This window comes from Microbacterium lacus, assembly GCF_039531105.1.
In the GTDB taxonomy this organism is placed as follows: Bacteria; Actinomycetota; Actinomycetes; order Actinomycetales; family Microbacteriaceae; genus Microbacterium; species Microbacterium lacus.
Window position 1 is genome coordinate 1,080,774 of sequence record NZ_BAAAPK010000001.1, and the last position, 18,054, is coordinate 1,098,827.

At 69.7% G+C, this 18,054-nt stretch carries 17 protein-coding genes and 1 riboswitch; of the genes, 9 read left to right on the top strand and 8 right to left on the bottom strand.

The genetic code is table 11. The features are described 5' to 3' along the window. The first annotated feature begins 99 nt into the window (after nt 1-99). Complete coding sequence (locus tag ABD197_RS05040) at nt 100-1,980, top strand: phosphoenolpyruvate carboxykinase (GTP) (RefSeq protein ID WP_344052228.1); 1,881 nt, start codon at nt 100-102, stop codon at nt 1,978-1,980. A gap of 155 nt (nt 1,981-2,135) precedes the next feature. Here ABD197_RS05040 and ABD197_RS05045 read toward each other — a convergent pair whose 3' ends face one another. Beyond that, complete coding sequence (locus ABD197_RS05045; RefSeq protein ID WP_344052230.1) at nt 2,136-4,031, bottom strand: ABC transporter ATP-binding protein; 1,896 nt, start codon at nt 4,029-4,031, stop codon at nt 2,136-2,138. A gap of 99 nt (nt 4,032-4,130) precedes the next feature. On the opposite strand from ABD197_RS05045, the gene ABD197_RS05050 reads away from it, so the two are divergent. From ABD197_RS05050 to ABD197_RS05080, 7 genes are all read left to right on the top strand, one after another. Next, nucleotides 4,131-5,072: an ABC transporter ATP-binding protein gene (locus ABD197_RS05050; protein WP_344052232.1), complete on the top strand. Its 942-nt coding sequence runs from the start codon at nt 4,131-4,133 to the stop codon at nt 5,070-5,072. After that, the gene (locus ABD197_RS05055; RefSeq protein WP_344052234.1) at nt 5,069-5,947 is read left to right on the top strand and encodes an ABC transporter permease; all 879 of its coding nucleotides are present in this window, start codon (nt 5,069-5,071) and stop codon (nt 5,945-5,947) included. Before ABD197_RS05050 ends, ABD197_RS05055 begins: the two co-directional genes overlap by 4 nt. Then, complete coding sequence (locus ABD197_RS05060) at nt 5,944-6,768, top strand: ABC transporter permease (protein ID WP_344052236.1); 825 nt, start codon at nt 5,944-5,946, stop codon at nt 6,766-6,768. The genes ABD197_RS05055 and ABD197_RS05060 overlap by 4 nt, the downstream gene beginning before the upstream one ends. Before the next feature lie 117 nt (nt 6,769-6,885). Continuing rightward, entirely contained in the window at nt 6,886-7,674 is a 789-nt protein-coding gene (locus ABD197_RS05065) for a TetR/AcrR family transcriptional regulator (RefSeq protein WP_344052238.1), read from the top strand. Next, on the top strand, nt 7,671-8,057 hold the full coding sequence (locus ABD197_RS05070) for a hypothetical protein (RefSeq protein WP_344052240.1): 387 nt from the start codon (nt 7,671-7,673) through the stop codon (nt 8,055-8,057). Before ABD197_RS05065 ends, ABD197_RS05070 begins: the two co-directional genes overlap by 4 nt. Continuing rightward, nucleotides 8,054-8,677, top strand: coding sequence for an SRPBCC family protein (locus tag ABD197_RS05075; RefSeq protein WP_344052242.1), 624 nt, complete (start codon nt 8,054-8,056; stop codon nt 8,675-8,677). The genes ABD197_RS05070 and ABD197_RS05075 overlap by 4 nt, the downstream gene beginning before the upstream one ends. After that, a complete protein-coding gene (locus ABD197_RS05080; RefSeq protein WP_344052244.1) occupies nt 8,674-9,354 on the top strand; it encodes a DUF4166 domain-containing protein in 681 nt (226 codons plus the stop codon). The genes ABD197_RS05075 and ABD197_RS05080 overlap by 4 nt, the downstream gene beginning before the upstream one ends. A 117-nt stretch (nt 9,355-9,471) precedes the next feature. On the opposite strand, the gene ABD197_RS05085 is transcribed toward ABD197_RS05080, so the two are convergent. The 7 genes from ABD197_RS05085 to ABD197_RS05115 all read right to left on the bottom strand — a co-directional run bounded on the left by ABD197_RS05085 (nt 9,472) and on the right by ABD197_RS05115 (nt 16,203). Continuing rightward, entirely contained in the window at nt 9,472-10,935 is a 1,464-nt protein-coding gene (locus tag ABD197_RS05085; RefSeq protein WP_344052246.1) for an MFS transporter, read from the bottom strand. 43 nt (nt 10,936-10,978) lie between these two features. Then, a complete protein-coding gene (locus ABD197_RS05090) occupies nt 10,979-11,341 on the bottom strand; it encodes a Fe-S protein (protein WP_344052248.1) in 363 nt (120 codons plus the stop codon). A 164-nt stretch (nt 11,342-11,505) separates the two neighbouring features. Further along, entirely contained in the window at nt 11,506-11,985 is a 480-nt protein-coding gene (gene ribH, locus ABD197_RS05095; RefSeq protein ID WP_344052250.1) for a 6,7-dimethyl-8-ribityllumazine synthase, read from the bottom strand. Next, a complete protein-coding gene (ribA, locus tag ABD197_RS05100; protein ID WP_344052252.1) occupies nt 11,982-13,271 on the bottom strand; it encodes a GTP cyclohydrolase II in 1,290 nt (429 codons plus the stop codon). The genes ribH and ribA overlap by 4 nt, the downstream gene beginning before the upstream one ends. Next, a complete protein-coding gene (locus ABD197_RS05105) occupies nt 13,268-13,906 on the bottom strand; it encodes a riboflavin synthase (RefSeq protein ID WP_344052254.1) in 639 nt (212 codons plus the stop codon). The genes ribA and ABD197_RS05105 overlap by 4 nt, the downstream gene beginning before the upstream one ends. Nucleotides 13,907-13,909: 3 nt before the next feature. Further along, nucleotides 13,910-14,950 (bottom strand): bifunctional diaminohydroxyphosphoribosylaminopyrimidine deaminase/5-amino-6-(5-phosphoribosylamino)uracil reductase RibD, encoded by a 1,041-nt coding sequence (ribD, locus tag ABD197_RS05110; RefSeq protein WP_344052255.1) that lies wholly within the window; start codon nt 14,948-14,950, stop codon nt 13,910-13,912. Between the two features lie 55 nt (nt 14,951-15,005). Continuing rightward, nucleotides 15,006-15,168, bottom strand: a riboswitch (FMN riboswitch). A gap of 36 nt (nt 15,169-15,204) precedes the next feature. Further along, entirely contained in the window at nt 15,205-16,203 is a 999-nt protein-coding gene (locus ABD197_RS05115; protein WP_344052258.1) for a sugar-binding transcriptional regulator, read from the bottom strand. Nucleotides 16,204-16,332: 129 nt separating this feature from the next. Between ABD197_RS05115 and ABD197_RS05120 the strand changes: the two genes are divergently transcribed. Continuing rightward, on the top strand, nt 16,333-18,054 hold the full coding sequence (locus ABD197_RS05120; RefSeq protein ID WP_344052260.1) for a glycerol-3-phosphate dehydrogenase/oxidase: 1,722 nt from the start codon (nt 16,333-16,335) through the stop codon (nt 18,052-18,054).

Below are 18,054 nucleotides of genomic sequence, written 5' to 3' on the forward strand. Positions count from 1 at the left end.
ATTCGCACTTCTTGCGACGAAGACATCCGGAAAACTCTTCGGAACACCTCGCATAGTGGAGGAAGACCACCGATCTGAGCCGATCGAACAGGAGTAATCATGGCCCTTGCCGACATCTTCACACGGCCCTCGAACACGCCCGCCCGCCGCAACCCCGCCGCGACGGGCTTCGGAGCACGGCCGACCGTCGAGGGGGACGGCATGGCCGCGCTCGTGGCATGGGTCGATCAGATCGCCGCGCTGACCCAGCCCGACCGCATCCACTGGGTCGACGGGTCCCGCGCTGAGAACGACGCGCTGCTGCGCGAGATGGTCGACGAGGGCAAGATCATCAAGCTCAACCCCGAGTGGCGGCCGGGCTCGTACCTCGCCCGCTCGCACCCGAGCGACGTCGCGCGCACCGAGGCCCGCACCTTCATCGCGTCCGAGCTCGAAGAGGACGCCGGGCCCACGAACAACTGGGTCGCCCCGTCCGAGATCCGTGCGACGATCACGCCGCTGTTCGAGGGCAGCATGCGCGGGCGCACGATGTACGTCGTCCCGTTCTCGATGGGTCCGGTCGGCGGTCCGCTCTCGCACATCGGCGTGCAGGTCACCGACAGCGCCTACGCCGTGACCTCGATCGGCATCATGACGCGGGTCGGCGTCGGCGTGCTCCGCGAGATCGCGGCGGGCGCGCCGTGGGTCAAGACCGTGCACTCGGTCGGCGCTCCGCTCGCTCCCGGCGAGCAGGACGTCGCGTGGCCCTGCAACGACGAGAAGTACATCGTCCACTTCCCCGACACGCTCGAGGTGTGGTCCTTCGGCTCGGGCTACGGCGGCAACGCGATCCTCGCCAAGAAATGCTTCGCGCTGCGCATCGCCTCGGTCATCGGTCGCGACGAGGGCTGGCTCGCCGAGCACATGCTGCTCATCCGGGTGATCGACCCGGCGGGCAAGGCGTTCCACGTCGCGGCGGCGTTCCCGTCCGCATGCGGCAAGACGAACCTCGCGATGCTCCGTCCCTCCATCCCCGGCTGGCGGGTCGAGACGCTGGGCGACGACATCGCGTGGCTGCGCCCCGGCGAGGACGGGCGCCTCTGGGCGATCAACCCCGAGGCGGGCTTCTTCGGTGTTGCTCCCGGCACGGGGGAGTCGACGAACGTCACGGCGGTCGAGACCCTGTGGGGCAACACGATCTTCACGAACGTCGCCCTCCGTCCCGACGGCGACGTCTGGTGGGAGGGTCTGACGGACGAGGCGCCCGCGAACCTCATCGACTGGGAGGGCAACCCGTGGACGCCGGCATCCGGTCGTCCCGCCGCGCACCCGAACTCGCGCTTCACGGTCGGAGCGGGGCAGTGCCCGCAGATCGCGAGCGACTGGGAGGCTCCCGAGGGCGTTCCGCTCGACGCGATCCTGTTCGGCGGCCGCCGCGCCACGAACGTCCCGCTCGTCGTCGAGGCCACCGACTGGACGCACGGTGTCTTCCTGGGCTCGAACATCTCCTCCGAGCGCACGGCGGCCGCCGAGGGCACGGTCGGCGAGCTCCGCCGCGACCCGTTCGCGATGCTCCCGTTCTGCGGCTACAACATGGCCGATTACTTCGGGCACTGGCTCTCGGTCGGGCAGAAGCTGCGCTTCGACCGCGCTCCGCGCATCTTCCAGGTGAACTGGTTCCGCAAGGGCGCCGACGGCCGGTTCCTGTGGCCCGGTTTCGGCGACAACGCCCGCGTGATCGACTGGATCATCCGCCGCATCGAGGGTGCCGTTCCGGCGGTCGACAGCCCGATCGGGCGCCTTCCCCGCACGGAGGACCTGAACCTGGACGGGATCGAGGTTCCGCAGGCCGACCTGGACGAGCTGTTCGCGATCGACCGGTCCTCGTGGCTGCGCGAGGCGGAGCTGACCGAGGAGTTCTACGCAACCTTCGGCGGCCGCATCCCCGCCCCGCTCCAGTCCGAGCTGCAGGCCCTGCGGTACCGCCTCCAGCGCTCCTGATCCGCCGGATCTCTGTTCCCGCCGAGAAGGTCCCTTTTCCGCCGAGATGGTCCCTTTCCCGCCGAGAATGTGCCCACCATCTCGGCGGAAGAACCACCATCTCGGCGGAAGAACCACCACCTCGGGGGGGGGGGGGGGGGGCGAGGGCGCGCGGGTCAGACCAGGAGCTGGTGCTTCGCGAGGTCGCGGTAGAGCGGCGTCGAGGCCACGAGCTCGGAGTGCGTCCCCTGGCCGATGACCTGACCGTGATCCAGCACCACGATCCGGTCGCTGTCCACCACGGTCGACAGGCGGTGCGCGATCACGATGAGCGTCCGGTCGGCGGCGACGGCGTCGATCGCGTCGCGCATGCGCTGCTCGTTCACGCCGTCCAGGGATGAGGTGGACTCATCCAAGAGCAGGATCGGCGGCGCAGCCAGCAGCGCCCGTGCGATCGCGAGGCGCTGACGTTCGCCGCCGGAGAGCATCACGCCGTCCTCGCCGACGGGGGCGTCGACGCCGAGCGGGCTCCGTTCGAGCACCTCGCCCAGGTTCACGGCGCGCAGCACACGCTCGCAGTCGGCATCCGTCGCGTCGGGGGACCCGAGCCGGAGGTTGTCGCCGATCGTGCCGGCGAGCGTGGGAGCGTCCTGCTCGACGTAACCGAACTGCGCGCGCAGCTCGTCGCGCGGCAGCGTGCGGATGTCGCGCCCGTCCAGCGCGATGGCCCCGTCGGTCGGGTCGTAGAACCGCTCGATGAGCGACAGGATCGTGCTCTTGCCCGCGCCGCTCGGCCCGACGAGGGCGACGCGTGCCCCGCGGGGCACGTCGAAGGTGACGCCGCGCAGCACATCGCGCTCGGGCTCGATCGCCGGCTCGGTCGCGGCGCTCTCCAGGTGCACCTGCTCGAGCACCGCGCGGGCTTCCTTCGCCGCGGCCTCCCGGGCGGCGATCACGTTCTCGGGGTAGCGGAACCGCACGTCCCGGAACGAGATCGCCGGTGCCGAATCGGATGCCGCCGCCCCGGCATCCGTCGGCGTCGCGCCCGCCGCGATGCGGGCGTCGTCCTGGTCCTCGGTCGGCAGGTCGAGGACCTCCTGGATGCGTCCGAGGGCGCCGAGGGCCTGGTTGACGGACGTGATCGCGCCGAAGGTCGAGGCCAGCGGCTGGATCATCAGGAACAGGAAGAGGATGAACGACACGAGGGCGGCGATCGTGATCGCGCCCGCGGCGACGCGGAAGCCGCCGACGCCGAGCACCACCAGGAGCGAGACCTGCAGGGCGATGCCCGCGACCGGCACGACCAGGGCGGAGACCTTCGCGATGCGCACGCCGACCTCGTAGGCCTGGGTCGCCATCGCCTCGACGGCGGCGGTCTCGCGGGCCGTCGCGCCGGCGGCGCGCACCGTGCGGATCGATCCGACCGCGCGTTCGACGCCGGAGGCGAGCTCGCCGACGCGTTCCTGCTGCTCGGTCGACGCGGTGCGGATGCGGCCGCTGAGCAGCACGACGATCACGACCGAGATCCCGATCACGACCACGATGAGGACGAGGAGGACCGGATCGATCACGGCCATCGCGATGAGCGCTCCGACGAAGATGAGCGAATTGCCGACCGCGTCCGCAAGTCCCTGAGTGAGCACCGCGTAGAGCAGTGTCGTATCCGTGCCGACGCGCGAGACGAGGTCACCGGTGCGGCGCGCGTCGAATTCGCTGATCGGCAGACGCAGGATGCGCGCGATGAGCTTGCGGCGGCTCGAGTAGACGACCGCTGTCCCGGTCCGCTGGAGGAGGTAGTGCTGATAGCCCGAGATCACGGATGCGATGACGACGAGCGCGACGAGCAGCCAGACCAGGAGACCGAGGGTGTCGCCTTGTTGCACACGCTCGATGACGACGCCGACCAGAAGAGGCTGGGCGAGGGTCGCCGCGGCGCCGAGGATGCTGAGCACGGCGACCACGACGAGGGTCCGCTTGTGCTCGAAGATGAACGGCAGCAGCTGCCGGAAGGTCGCGCGAGGCCCTTCCGGCTCGGTGCGCCCGCGACGGCGGGTGGGACGGGTCGTGGACATGCGGGTACCTCGTTCCTGCGGACGTTCATCTACGACGGTACTTCGTGCGGGGCCGTCCCAGCCCCGGGTGGTGTCCGGAGCCGCGGGTAGGGTGGTCCGGTGCCTGCCCCCGTGATCGATGCGAAGAACCTCGTCAAGTCCTATTCCGTGAAGGGCAAGCCCGACTTCGTCGCGGTCGACGGGCTCTCCTTCGAGGTCGCCCCGGGCGAGTCGTTCGGGCTCCTGGGGCCGAACGGCGCCGGCAAGTCCACGACGATGAAGATGATCGGGGCCGTCTCCACGCGCACGGGCGGCGAGCTGTCGATCTTGGGTCTGGACCCCGACCAGTACGGGCCCGAGATCCGCTCCCGCCTCGGGGTCGTCCCGCAGCAGGACAACCTCGACGGCGAGCTGAACGCGCGCGAGAACCTCTACATCTACGGCCGGTACTTCGGCCTGCCGGGCGCGGTGTGCGCGCAGAAGGCGGATGAGCTGCTCGCGTTCGCGGCCCTCGAGGACAAGGCCAAGAGCAAGGTCGACCAGCTGTCCGGCGGCATGAAGCGGCGGCTCACGATCGCGCGCGGACTCATCAACGATCCCCGCATCCTGCTGCTGGACGAGCCGACGACGGGATTGGACCCGCAGGCTCGGCACGTCTTGTGGGACCGCCTCTTCCGTCTGAAGGAGCGCGGCACGACCCTGCTCCTCACGACGCACTACATGGACGAGGCCGAGCAGCTGTGCGACCGCCTGGTCGTGGTCGACAAGGGGCGCATCATGGCGGAGGGCACTCCGGCCTCGCTCATCCGCGAGCACTCGAGCCGTGAGGTGCTCGAAGTGCGCTTCGGCTCCGACCGCAACCAGCAGATCGAGCCGCAGCTGCGGGGGATCGGCGACCGGGTGGAGGTTCTGCCCGATCGCGTCCTGATCTACACGGAGAACGGCGAGCACGCCCTGGAGGAGGTCACCCGGCGGGGTCTCGAGCCGCTCACGAGCCTGGTGCGGCGCTCGAGCTTGGAGGACGTGTTCCTCCGCCTCACCGGAAGGTCGCTGATCGAATGAGCCTGCCCGAACGCGGGGACGCGGCATCCGTCATCGAGCAGCCCACCCTCGACGAACTGCGCGCCGAGGCGCTCCAGTGGGGCCGCAAGCCGCGCCGATTCGGCGCCTGGTACGTCACCGAGCACATGGTGCGCGCGATGCGCGCGTACGGATGGACGATCATCGTGGGCGCGCTCGGGCAGCCGATCCTCTACCTGCTCGGCCTCGCCGTGGGGCTCGCGGCCCTGATCGACGCGCCCGTGAGCGAGGGCGGCGTCGAGGTCTCGTACCTCGTCTTCGTCGCCCCCGCACTGCTCATGACCTCGACGATCGCGGTCGCGAGCGAGGAGTTCACCTACCCGGTCATGTCGGGCTTCAAGTGGCGCCGCTACTTCTTCGGCTTCAGCGCGTCGGCGATCGCGCCCGGGCAGATCGCCACCGGCGTCATGTTCGGCGCCGCAGCCCGCATGGTCGTCACCGCCGTGGCGTACACGGCGTTCCTGTACCTCTTCGGGGCGATCCCGGATGCCGCCACGGGCTGGCTGGCGATCTTCATCGCGATCCTCGCCGGGCTCGCCTTCGGCGTCCCGCTCATGGCGTACGCGGCGTCGATCACCGATGACAAGGGCCAGTTCGCGCTCGTGCAGCGGTTCATCTTCATGCCGATGTTCCTGTTCTCCGGCACGTTCTATCCGCTCGCGACGCTACCGCTCTGGCTGCAGTGGATCGGCTGGATCTCGCCGCTCTGGCATGCGACCGAGATCGGCCGGTGGCTGACGTACGGGCGCCCGATCGAACCGCTCCTGTTGTTCGTCCACTTCGGGTACCTCATCGCGCTCACCGTCGGCGGTTTCGTGATCGCCCGGCGCCTGTTCGAGCGGAGGCTGGCCGCGTGACCGCCGTGACCGAGAACGCGCCCGTCCGACGCGCGGGCGGAGTCCGCGCGCTGTGGGCGGGGAACCCCGCCGCCGTCGTGCAGCGCGGGCTCCTGGCCGCGCGCTCGTCGAGCTGGGTCGTCGTGCTCTCCGGCTTCTTCGAGCCGGTGTTCTACCTCCTCTCGATGGGCATCGGGCTCGGCGCCCTCATCGGCACCGTGGAGACCACGAGCGGCCTGGAGGTCTCCTACGCCGCGTTCATCGCCCCGGCGCTCCTCGCGGTCTCGGCGATGAACGGTGCGATCTACGACTCGACGTGGAACGTGTTCTTCAAGCTCAACTACGGCAAGCTCTACGAGGGGATGCTGTCCACCTCGCTCGGCCCGCTCGATGTCGCGCTGGGCGAGATCCTCTATGCCCTTCTGCGCGGGCTGCTCTATGCGACCGGCTTCATGATCATCATGCAGATCGCCGGGCTGAATCTCGCGTGGACCGCGATTCTCGCGATTCCGGCCGTTCTGCTGATCGCCTTCGGCTTCGCGAGCCTGGGCATGGCGGTCACGAGCTACATGAAGGCCTTCCAGCACATGGACTGGATCAATTTCGTACTGCTCCCGATGTTCCTTTTCTCCGCGACGCTGTACCCGATCACGGTGTACCCGGAGTTCATCCAGGTGATCGTGAAGATCTTCCCGCTGTGGCACGGGGTCGAACTCGTCCGCGGGCTCACCACGGGAGCCCTGTACTGGGGCATGCTCTGGCACGTCCTGTACTACGTCGTGATGATCGCCGTCGGGCTCGTCTTCACCACGAAGCGGCTGCGCGCGCTCTTCCTCGACTGACGCCGCGTTCGGCATCCGCGGTCCCAGCTTTCCGCGTGCATCCGCGCGCACGATTGCGGAGATGTGCAGGATGACGGACGAAAGTCGCGTCCGGCATCCGTCATTCTGCACATCTCCGTGATCCTGCACGCGCGCGGGACCGGGGCGTGGCGGATGCCGCACCGCGGCCCCGTTGCGCGAAGTGCACCCGTTCTTGAACATGTTCAGTCTGCGGGCTACGATCTGAACATGTTCAGTTCCGTGAGTGCGCCCGTCACCAAGAGCGAACGGACTCGCTCCTCGATACGCGACATCGCGCTGCGGTCGTTCCGTGAGCGCGGCTACGACCTCACCACGATCCGCCTGATCGCCCAGGAGGCGGGGGTGTCCGTGGGCACCACGAACTACCACTTCGCGTCGAAGAACGATCTGGTGCAAGAGCTCTACCTCGAGGTTCAGCGGGCGCATCGCGATGCGGCGGAGCCGCTGCTCGGACAGACCGACGACCTCGTCGAACGCCTCGGGATCGTCTTCCGCACCGGGCTCGACCAGCTCGAGCCGTACCATCGTTTCGCGCCGGAGTTCCTCTCAGCCGCTGTGTCGCCGCGCTCCTCACTCAACCCGCTGTCAGGGGAATCGGCCCCTTCACGCGACATCGTCGTGGGGCTGTTCCGCGAAGCCGTTTCCGGCGCCGCGAATCGGCTCCCCGCCGAGTTCGAGCGGGATATGCCTTCTGCCCTCGTTCTGGCACACCTCCTTTTGGCGCTGTTCTGGGTCTATGACGGCTCGCCGGAGCGCGAGCGCACGCGGCGGCTGCTCGACCGCGGGCTGCGCCTGCTGAAGCTCTCGCTGCCGTTGATCCGCGTGCGCGTGCTGCGTAAACCGCTGCGCGAGCTTCTCGACCTGGTCGCTGAGGTGCGCGCGTGAGCGCGGCGATCGCGCCGGAGGCGGATGCCGAAGCGGGGCTGTGGAGCGTCGGCTGGTTCCGAGTACTGACGATCGTAAACGTGTCGCTCGTCGCTGGATCCGTCGTCGTCGGCCTGCTGATGGCCTACGGTGAGCCCGGAACGCCGCCCGCGTGGGCGATTCTTGCGTTTCCGGTCGTGCCCACGACCTTCGTGGCCCCCGCCGTCAGCCTGGTCATCGTCGCCGGGGCCGCCGCGCTGTCGTCCCTCAACATGTACGGCCGGCCCCAGAAGGGTGCGCGGTTCCTCCGTGCGATGACCGTGTGGGGCACGATCGCCCTCACCGTGCCGGTTGCGATCGCCGGGTTCTGGTATCTCCCCGCCCTGATCGGCTCGCTGTCGTGATCCGGCCGGGCACGCGAGGTCCTCGTCCCATCTTCGTCAGCATCCGCATCGAGGCCTCGCTGGATCGTGTGTGGGAGCTCACCCAGGATCCAGCCCGACACGCGAGATGGGACGCGCGCTTCAGCCGGATCACGCCGGTCGAGCCGCTTGCCGGGGGCGGCATCCGGTTCCGCTACGAACGACGGGTGGGCCCCCTCTCGATCGTCGGTACCGGCACGACGATCGGCGAGCGCGACCGCCCCGACGGCACACGCACATCCGCACTCCGCTTCGACGCCGACAGCCGGCTGTCACCCCTGGGCGCCGGACGCGGATACTGGCGTTATCGCGAGGACACCGGCGGGGTGGTCTTCACGACCGGATACGACTACGACCCGAACTGGGGCCGCGTGGCCGATCTGATCGTGAGGCCGCTGATCGGCTGGGTCACCGCGTGGAGCTTCGATCGGCTGCGGATCTGGGCCGAAGGGGGCGCGCCGCCCGAGCGATGGCCACTGCGGTCGGTGCTCGCGGTCTGGCGGGGGGACAGGCCGCGGGCCGCGCGTTGCGGTCACCGTGTACACCGCGGCGCGATCATGAGCGATGCGCCCGCGACACTCGGCGTTCTGGTGCAGCCATGACGGATGCTCCGTCGATCTTCGCTCGCGCGATGGGTGCCGACTTCGAGCGCCTCCATCCGATGCTCCAGCGGAGGTTCGGGGTGGGGCTTGCCGCCGGGTACTCGTGCGTCGGCCGTGGCACGATGCGCCGCATCCGCCGCGGCCCGTGGTGGACGGTCCCGTTCCTGCAGATCGGGCGGTTCCGCAACATCCTCGTGCCCGAGACCGGTACCGACGTGCAGTTCACGATCGAGAATCACCCGTATCGCGACCCCTATGGACGCGAAACCGTCACTTTCGTACGGCACTTCCGGATGCCGGGCGCCGTGCACCGCTTCGATGCGACCATGATCCTCGGTGCGAGCGGTCGGGTGATCGATTACCTCGGTACCCACCAGCATCTCGCCGTCGACCTCGAACTCACGGCGGAGCCGGACGGAAGCCTCCTGCTGAGGTCGGGCGCGCAACGGTTCCACGAAGGCCCGCTCTCCTTCCGCTTTCCGATGATCTTCAGCGGGCGGGCCGAGCTGCGCGAGAGCTACGACGACGGTGCCGGGGTCTTCCGCATCCGGCTCGAGGTTCGCAATCGGGTCTTCGGGTACCTCTCGGGCTACGAGGGCACGTTCCGGTGCGAGTTCCCGGACGCCGCCGATGTCCCCGCGCACGTACTCCCGGTGCGGCACGAGCGGCGGGAGTGAGCGCACGATTGCGGAGATGTGCATGATGACGGACGAAAGTCGCGTCCGGCATCCGTCATTCTGCACATCGCCGTGATCCTGCACGCGGCGGACGGCGGGCAGCGGCATCCGCCCGCGTCAGAGCGACGCAGTCGCCCCCACGCCCAGGTCGGCGTCGTAGTCGACGTCCTTCGTCTCGGGGGCGAGGATCAGAGCGATGAAGGTGAGCACGCCCATCGCCGAGAGGTAGATGCCGACGAGCCAGGGGCTGCCGCCGGTCCCCGCCCAGAGCGCCACCGCGACGATCGGGGCGAGCGCCGCGCCCAGGATCGAGGAGACGTTGTAGGACACGGCCGAGCCGGTGTACCGGACGTTGGTCGGGAAGAGCTCGGGGAGCACCGCACCCATCGGGCCGAACGTGGAGCCCATGAGGACGAAGCCGAAGATCAGGAAGGCCTGGGTGAGGGCGCCGGTGAACTTGGGGTCCGCCTGCGGCAGGAGGAAGAGGTTGAACGTGAGTCCGAAGACGATGATCAGCCCCGTCACCCACAGCAGGAGCCGCCGGCGGCCGATGCGGTCGGCGATCGGGCCGGAGAGCAGCGTGAAGATGCCGAAGAAGACGACACCGATGATCTGCATGATGACGAAGTCCGTGTACCCGAAGCCGAGGCCGGGATAGAACTGAGCCGCGAAGGCCGTCGCGTCGAACGGCTTGCCTGCGGCCTCGGCGGCGGCCTGCGCCGCGGCGGAGGCGGTCTGCAGGTCCGCGGCTTTCGTGCCGTAGGACAGCGTGAAGTTCGTCATCAGGTAGAACAGCACATACGTCGCGAGCATGATGAACGTGCCGAGGATCAGGTGCCACCAGTGCCTGCGGAAGACCGTGCCGAGCGGGAACCTGCGGATCGCGCCCTTCTCCTCCGCCTTCACGAACGTGTCGGACTCGACGAGCTGCAGACGCACCCAGAGGCCGATGATGACCATCACCGCGGAGAACAGGAACGGGACACGCCAGCCCCACGCCAGGAAGTCGGCGGAACGCTGGGCGGCACCGTCCGGGTGGGGGAGGAGGAAGTTGATCGCGAGGAAGACCGAGTTCGCGATGATGAAGCCGAGCGGGGCGCCCAGCTGCGGGAACGTGCCGTACCAGGCGCGCTTCCCCGCCGGAGCGTTCTCGGTCGCGACCAGCGCCGCGCCGGACCACTCGCCGCCGAGGGCGAAGCCCTGGGCCAGGCGCAGGATCAGCAGGAGCAGTGCCGCCCACCAGCCGATGTCCGCGAACGTCGGCAGGCACCCGATGAGGAATGTCGCGATGCCCATCGTCAGCAGGGACGCGACCAGGGTCGCCTTGCGGCCGAACTTGTCGCCGAAGTGCCCGAAGATCACCGCACCCAGCGGGCGGGCGATCATGGCGGCGCCGAAGACGCCGAACGAGGCGAGCAGCGCTGTCGTGTCGTTGCCGGTCGGGAAGAAGAGGATCGGGAAGACCAGGACCGCTGCCGTCGCGTAGACGTAGAAGTCGTAGAACTCGATCGTCGTGCCGACCAGGCTCGCCGTGATGACGCGGGAACGGGGGTTTGCCGGGGCTGTGGTGGGGGAGGACACGAGCGATGAGTCTAGCCCGCGTCCTCCGCCTGCCGCGGGAGCGTCAGCGCCAGATGACGGCGAGACCCGCGTTGAGCAGGGTCAGGATGCCGATGCCCCAGAAGATCGCCGGCGGACATGCTCCGCCCTTGCGCTGCCGGGCCAGGCCGATTCCGATGAAGGCGCCGATGATCAGCAGGACGACGAGCTTGACGCCGATCTTCGCGTAGTTCAGGTCGTACGAGATGCCCCACGGCGCGGCCAGCGCGAGTCCGGCGACCGCCGCGATCAGCAGGCCGATGTTCATCAGCGGCGTCACGTGCACGCGCTTGTTGTACACCTCGACCGCCCATGCTCCGAAAAGGATCGCGAAGCCGATCAGGTGGATGAAGACGACGATGTGGCGGAGGACTTCGAGGGGTTCCATGCTCAGCACGCTATTGCGCGCCGCGCCCCGCCGCCAGCTGGACACGCCTCACGGCCGCTCGCGAGAGGGCACGAATGCACCCGTCGACCGGCGTGTCGCCCTACAGAACTGCCCTCTCGCGGGGGAGCAGGACCGGGCCGGGGCGCCTCTCGCGGGAGGAGCAGTCAGACCTGGGAGCGAAGGGCGCGGAGCACGAGCGCCGTGCGCACGGCAGCGTCGGCGGCCTCCGCGCCCTTGTCCTCGTGCGAGCCGGGCAGCCCCGCGCGGTCCAGGCCCTGCTGCTCATCGTCGAGCGTGAGGACGCCGAAGCCCACGGGCTTGCCGGCGTCGAGCGCGACGCGCGTGAGCCCGTCGGTGGTGGCCGACGACACGTACTCGAAGTGCGGCGTCCCGCCCCGGATGATCACGCCGAGCGCGACGACCGCGTCGGCGCCCGCGGCGAGGGCCGCTTGCGCCGCGACCGCGAGCTCGAACGAGCCGGGGACGCGGACGAGCTGCCACGTGGCGCCGGCGGCGTCCAGCGTGCGCTGCGCACCGGCGATCAGCCCGTCCGTGATCACGTCATGCCACGTGCCGGCGACGATCACGACCTCGAGTCCGGTGCCGTCCGTGCCGCCGACGATCGGCGCTCCCTTGCCGCTCATGCTTCTGCTCCCCGGGTGGTGGTCGGTTCGTGCATCTGCGCGAGCGCGTCGGCCAGATCCTCTTCGGCGATCAGGTGCCCCATCCGATCGCGCTTCGTGGAGAGGTACTGGTGGTTGTTCGGCCCCACCCCGACCAGGAGCGGCACCTGCTCGACGATCTCGAGGCCGAGCTCGCGCAGCTGCGCGACCTTGTCGGTGTTGTTGGTGAGAAGGCGCACCTTCTCCACCCCCAGGTCGGCGAGCATGCCGGCCGCGGCCGCGTAGTCGCGGGCGTCCGCCGGCAGACCCAGCGCGAGGTTCGCGTCGACGGTGTCCAGGCCGCGCTCCTGCAGGCTGTAGGCGCGCAGCTTGTTGATGAGGCCGATCCCGCGGCCTTCGTGGCCGCGCATGTAGATCACCACGCCGCCGTCCTGCTCGATCGCGTCCAGCGCAGCCTCGAGCTGAGGGCCGCACTCGCACTTGAGCGAGCCGAACGCTTCGCCGGTGAGGCACTCGGAGTGCACGCGCACGAGCGGCGCGTCGCCGAGTTCGCCCGACACGATCGCGAGGTGGTCCGTCCCGGTGATGCGGTCCTTGTACGCCAGGAAGCGGAACTCGCCGTGCGAGGTCGGCACCTTGGCCTCGGCCCGCAGGCTCACCCGACGACGGTGCGCGGCGTGCGCGGGCGCCGCGACGGGGTCGTGCTCGTCCAGGTGCGCGACCAGCTGCTCGATCGTGATGACCGGCACGCCGTCGCGCTCGCCGAGCTCGATGAGACCGGGTAGCCGCATCATCGAACCGTCCTCGGCCACGACCTCGGCGATCGCTCCGACGGGGGAGAGCCCTGCCAGGCGCATGAGCTCGACCGCGGCCTCCGTGTGACCGCCGCGTTCGCGCACGCCGCCGTCGACCGCGCGCAGCGGCAGGATGTGGCCCGGGCGGATCACGCTCGTCGGCGTGGAGGTCGCATCGGCGAGGACGTTGAGGGTGTGCGCGCGGTCGGAGGCGCTGATCCCCGTCGAGACCCGGTCTGCGGCATCCACGCTCACGGTGTACGCGGTCCCGCGGGCATCCTCGTTCACTTCGACCATGGGCGGGAGGTCGAGCCGGTCCGCCCACTCGGCGGGCATCGGTGCGCAGATGAAGCCGCTGGACCAGCGCACGGTCCAGGCGATCCACTCGGGGGTGGCGAGTTCGGCGGACAGGACGACGTCGCCCTCGTTCTCGCGGTTCTCGTCGTCCGCGACGATGACGGGCTTCCCGGCGCGCAGGGCTTCCAGCGCGTCGGTGATGGATGCAAGGCTCATCGCGAGCCTCCTTCTGTGGTGGGGTCGTGCGGGGCGAAGGCGAGGAGGCGCTGCACGTGTCGCGCCAGGATGTCGGTCTCGAAGTTCACGCTGTCGCCGGGGGAGCGTGCGCCGAGTGTGGTGGCGGCGAGAGTCTCGGGGATCAGCGAGACCTCGAACCAGGCGGACGGTGCGTCGGGGGCGCTCACGGCGCTCACCGTGAGGGAGACGCCGTCCACGGCGATCGAGCCCTTGTCGACGACGAGCGGTGCCAGCGCGGGGGGAAGCGAGATGCGCAGCACCCGCCACTGCTCTCCGGGTCGCACCTCGAGCAGCTCGCCGGTGCCGTCGATGTGGCCCTGGACGATGTGTCCGCCCAGCCGCCCGTGTGCCGCGGTCGCGCGCTCGAGGTTGACCCGGCGCCCTTCCGCGACCCCGTCGAGGGTCGACATCGCGAGCGTCTGCTGCATCACGTCGGCAGTGAACCAATCCGGCCCTTGGTCGATCACGGTGAGGCACACGCCGCTCACGGCGATCGAGTCGCCGTGCCCGGCATCCGACACCGCCTTCGGCGCGCGGACGGTCAGGCGCACGCCGTCACCTGACGGTGCGACGGCGGTGACTTCGCCGATCTCTTCGACGATTCCGGTGAACATCTGTCAGTCCTCTTTCGTGATGGGACGGGCGATCACCAGAAGGTCATCGCCGAGGGTCTGGACGGCGTCGATGTGCAGACGTCGCTGCTGCGTGATCGTGTCGACTCCGACGGAACGCAGAGCCGGGCGGTCGGCCCCGTCGGATCCGGCACCGAGCAAGGTCGGTGCGATGTAGACCAGCACCTCGTCGGCGAGCCCCTCGCGCAGGAACGCGCTGGCCACCGTGGGGCCGCCCTCGACGAACACGCGCTGCACGCCGCGCTCGCGCAGATCCTTCAGGAGGCCGGAGATGTCCGAGCCCGGGTACTGGACGAAACGGCGCGGATGGCGGACGACCGCGGCGTCCTCGGGCACGGGGCGCGCCCCGAGCACGACGGGGAGCGGCTGATCGTCGTACAACGAGCCGTCGGGCTGCCGCGCGGTCAGTGCGGGGTCATCTGCCAGGACCGTGCCGATGCCGGCGACGATCGCGTCGGCATCCGCCCGGCGACGGTGCACGTCCGCCCGTGCCGCACCGCCCGTGATCCACTTGCTCGTGCCGTCGGCGGCGGCCGCGCGACCGTCCAGGCTCTGGGCCCACTTGACGCTCACGTGAGGGCGCCCCAGGCGCTGCACGGTCAGCCACGACTCGAGGAGCTCTGTCGCCGGCCCCTCGAGCAGCCCCTGCGCCACGTCGACCCCCGCTCTCCGCAGGCGTTCCCCGCCACCGGAAGACTCCGCGTTGGGGTCCGGGAGTGCGTAGACGACGCGCGCGACTCCCGCCGCGAGCAGGGCCTCGGCGCACGGACCGGTCCGGCCGGTGTGGTTGCACGGCTCGAGCGTCACGACGGCCGTCGCGCCTTCGGCGCCGCCCGCGGGCAGCTGCGACAGCGCATCGACCTCGGCGTGCGCGGTCCCGGCACCGCGGTGCCACCCCTCGGCGAGCACATCGCCGTCGGCGGAGAGGATCACGGCACCGACCTGCGGGTTCACCCCGCGCGGTCCGTTCCTCGCGATCCGGAGGGCGCGTTCCATCGCGCCACGCTCCGCAGCATTCATCGACATCCGAATCCTTCGTCCAGGCTCCGGGGATCGCGAACGGCGGCGCATGCCTGCGCCGCTCGTGCTGCCTCCCATCCGGACTCGCAGCGTTCTCACGCCACATCACCGTCGGTTCCGGAATTCCACCGGATCAACCTCGGGGACACCCTGATCGGATGCCGATCCCTCAGCTCGCGGACTGTCACCGCCGGTTCGGATTCTCACCGACCCCGGAGCACGTACTGCACTCGAGTGTAGTCAACGCCTTCGCGCGCGATTCATTCCGTGACCCGGTGTGACGCGGTGCCGGCCAGCTCCCGGGCGGTGGACTCGTCCACGATGAGATCGGTGATCAACCCCGCCCGGAGCGCCCCTCGCAGCCCGGGCACCTTCGCGCGTCCCGCGACGATGCCGACGCGCCGGGGAGTGCGGCGCAGGGTGTCGAAGTCGGGGCCGGTCGCACGATCGTTCACGGGGATGCCGTCACTGGAGCCGTCCGCGCGGTAGAACACCGTCGCCACATCGCCGACGACGCCGTGCTCGCTGAGCACCCGGTAATCGGCGCGGTCGAGGTAGCCGCCCTGGTAGACGTGGCTGGGCACTTCGGCGAACGGGGATCCGACGCCGAAGACGGCGAGATCCAGGCTCGCCTGCAACTCGAGCACCGGCCGGATCGACCGCTCGCGCCAGAACGCGCGCTTCGTCTCGGGGTCGTCGAAGAACGCCGGCACCGGGAACTGATGGACCGGCGCGTCGAACGCCGCGCCGAATCGGGTCAGCAGCTCGCTGGCGTACATGATGCCCGTGGTGCGCATGTTCCCTGCGCCGTTGAGCTGGACGATCTCGGTGTTGTGAGTGCTGCGCTGAGGGAGGTGCCTGCTCACCGCCCCGATCGTGGAACCCCAGGCGATCCCGATGCGCTGATTGGAGTCCACCCACCCTGACAGCAGTCGCGCCGCGGTCATCGCGACGCGATCGAGCCGCTCGACATCGCTGGTCTGATCGGGGACCGGGACGACATGGGCGGTCACGCCGTGCCGCTCGCGGATCTCCTGTTCGAGCCGGGTGGGCCCCTCCAACGGTGAATGGATCAGGATCTCCACCACTCCGCTCTCGCGTGCGTGACTCAGCAGGCGCGAGACCGAGGATCGGGAGGTCGACAGTTCGTGCGCGATCGCCTCCATCGTGAGGTCCTGCATGTAGTAGAGCTGGGCGGCGCGCAACGCATCCCGGGTGCGGACCGGGAGGGCGTGATCGGCGGGCGGGCGGTTCGGCATCTCGATCGTCCCTCTGCACATATGTGCAATCGGATTGCACCTCCGTTCGGAGGGCGTGAGTATGTATTCATCCACATGGTGCGCCGCCGCGCAAGCGGCACCACGCGCAACACTGCGAAGGGGGACGTCATGACGAGCCACGACACCGGCGCCGCACGCGAGACGGTTCGGGCGATCGCCGCGGATCCGACCGCCGAGGTCGTCATCATCGGAGGCGGCATCAACGGCATCGCGACGTTCCGCGACCTGGCGTTCCAGGGCGTGAAGGTCGTTCTCGTCGAGCGTGACGACTTCGTCGCCGGCGCCTCCAGTGCGTCCTCGCACATGATCCACGGCGGCATCCGCTACCTCGAGAACGGTGAGTTCCGCCTCGTCCGGGAGTCCGTCGTCGAGCGCAATGCGCTGCTGAAGACCGCGCCGCACTACGTCCGTCCGTTGGCCACCACCGTGCCGATCTACTCCACGTTCTCCGGCATCGCCGCCGCGCCGCTGCGTTTCCTGACCCACAAGCAGGGCAAGCGCACCGAGCGCGGTGCGCTGCTCATCAAGGCGGGCCTGACGATCTACGACTTCTTCTCCCGCGACGGCGGCGCGGTGCCGCGCCATCGGTTCCACGGAAGCAAGCGCTCCGCCCAGGAGCTGCCGGCGCTGGATCGCAAGGTGAAGTGGACGGCGACGTACTACGACGCGAGCATGCACGACCCCGAGCGCCTCGCGCTGGACGTGCTACACGACGCCCTCGCGACCGGCCCCCACGCGCGGGCGGCGAACTACCTGCCCGCCGTCGGCATGGGGCCGGACGGCGTCCGCGTGCGCGACGCCGTCACGGGCGAGGAGTTCGACATCGCCGCGGACGTCGTGGTGAACACCTCCGGTCCCTGGACCGATCTGACCAACGACGCGCTCGGCGACCCGACCCGCTTCATGGGCGGCACGAAGGGCTCACACATCGTCCTCGACCACCCCGAGCTGCTCGACGCCACCGCCGGCCGCGAGATCTTCTTCGAGCACAAGGACGGTCGCATCGTCCTGATCTACCCGCTCAAGGGGCGGGTCATGGTCGGCACGACCGACCTCGAGCACGACATGCGCGAACCCGCGGTGTGCACGGAGGAGGAGGTCGACTACTTCTTCGACCTGATCGCTCATGTCTTCCCCGACATCGCCGTGGACCGCTCGCAGATCGTGTACCGCTTCTCAGGCGTGCGCCCTCTGCCGCGACACGATGACACGCAGCCCGGCTTCGTCTCCCGCGACTACCGCATCGAGCGCGCCACCGCCAAGGGTCGCCCAGGCACGACCGTGCTGAGCCTGGTCGGCGGCAAGTGGACCACCTTCCGTGCGCTCGGCGAGCAGCTCGCCGACGACGTCCTGGGCCTCCTCGGCCGGTCCCGCGTGCGCAGCACCGCGGGTGTCGCGATCGGTGGTGCGAAGGGGTATCCGCGCACGCAGCGCGCCCGGGACGCCTGGGTGCACGGCCACGCCGACGGCACGGACGTCGCACGGGTCGACCGGCTGCTCGAGCGGTACGGCACCCGTGCCGCCGACCTCATCGCGTCCCTCCCCGCAGACGATGCGCCGCTGGTCTCGCTGCCGGAGTACTCGGTCGGTGAGATCGCCCATCTGGCGGCATCCGAGTACGTCGTCCATCTGGACGACCTGCTGCTGCGTCGCACGAGCATCGCCTTCGTCGGCTCGGCGAGCGAGGACGCGCTCCGTGAGATCGCCGACGTCGCCGGCGACGTGCTCGGGTGGGACACCGCCCGACGCAGCGACGAGGTCGCCGCCACGATGCGACTTCTGCGGGAGCGGCACGGAGTGGCGCTGTCGGCGGAGCGCGTCGGCGCCTGA

Bases quoted from the DNA above. Each gene is read 5' to 3' on its own strand.
- ABD197_RS05040 (WP_344052228.1), top strand. From the start codon at position 100: ATGGCCCTTGCCGACATCTTCACACGGCCCTCGAACACGCCCGCCCGC.
- ABD197_RS05045 (WP_344052230.1), bottom strand. From the start codon at position 4,031: ATGTCCACGACCCGTCCCACCCGCCGTCGCGGGCGCACCGAGCCGGAA.
- ABD197_RS05055 (WP_344052234.1), top strand. From the start codon at position 5,069: ATGAGCCTGCCCGAACGCGGGGACGCGGCATCCGTCATCGAGCAGCCC.
- ABD197_RS05080 (WP_344052244.1), top strand. From the start codon at position 8,674: ATGACGGATGCTCCGTCGATCTTCGCTCGCGCGATGGGTGCCGACTTC.
- ABD197_RS05090 (WP_344052248.1), bottom strand. From the start codon at position 11,341: ATGGAACCCCTCGAAGTCCTCCGCCACATCGTCGTCTTCATCCACCTG.
- ribH (WP_344052250.1), bottom strand. From the start codon at position 11,985: ATGAGCGGCAAGGGAGCGCCGATCGTCGGCGGCACGGACGGCACCGGA.
- ribA (WP_344052252.1), bottom strand. From the start codon at position 13,271: ATGAGCCTTGCATCCATCACCGACGCGCTGGAAGCCCTGCGCGCCGGG.
- ABD197_RS05105 (WP_344052254.1), bottom strand. From the start codon at position 13,906: ATGTTCACCGGAATCGTCGAAGAGATCGGCGAAGTCACCGCCGTCGCA.
- ribD (WP_344052255.1), bottom strand. From the start codon at position 14,950: ATGTCGATGAATGCTGCGGAGCGTGGCGCGATGGAACGCGCCCTCCGG.
- ABD197_RS05115 (WP_344052258.1), bottom strand. From the start codon at position 16,203: ATGCCGAACCGCCCGCCCGCCGATCACGCCCTCCCGGTCCGCACCCGG.
- ABD197_RS05120 (WP_344052260.1), top strand. From the start codon at position 16,333: ATGACGAGCCACGACACCGGCGCCGCACGCGAGACGGTTCGGGCGATC.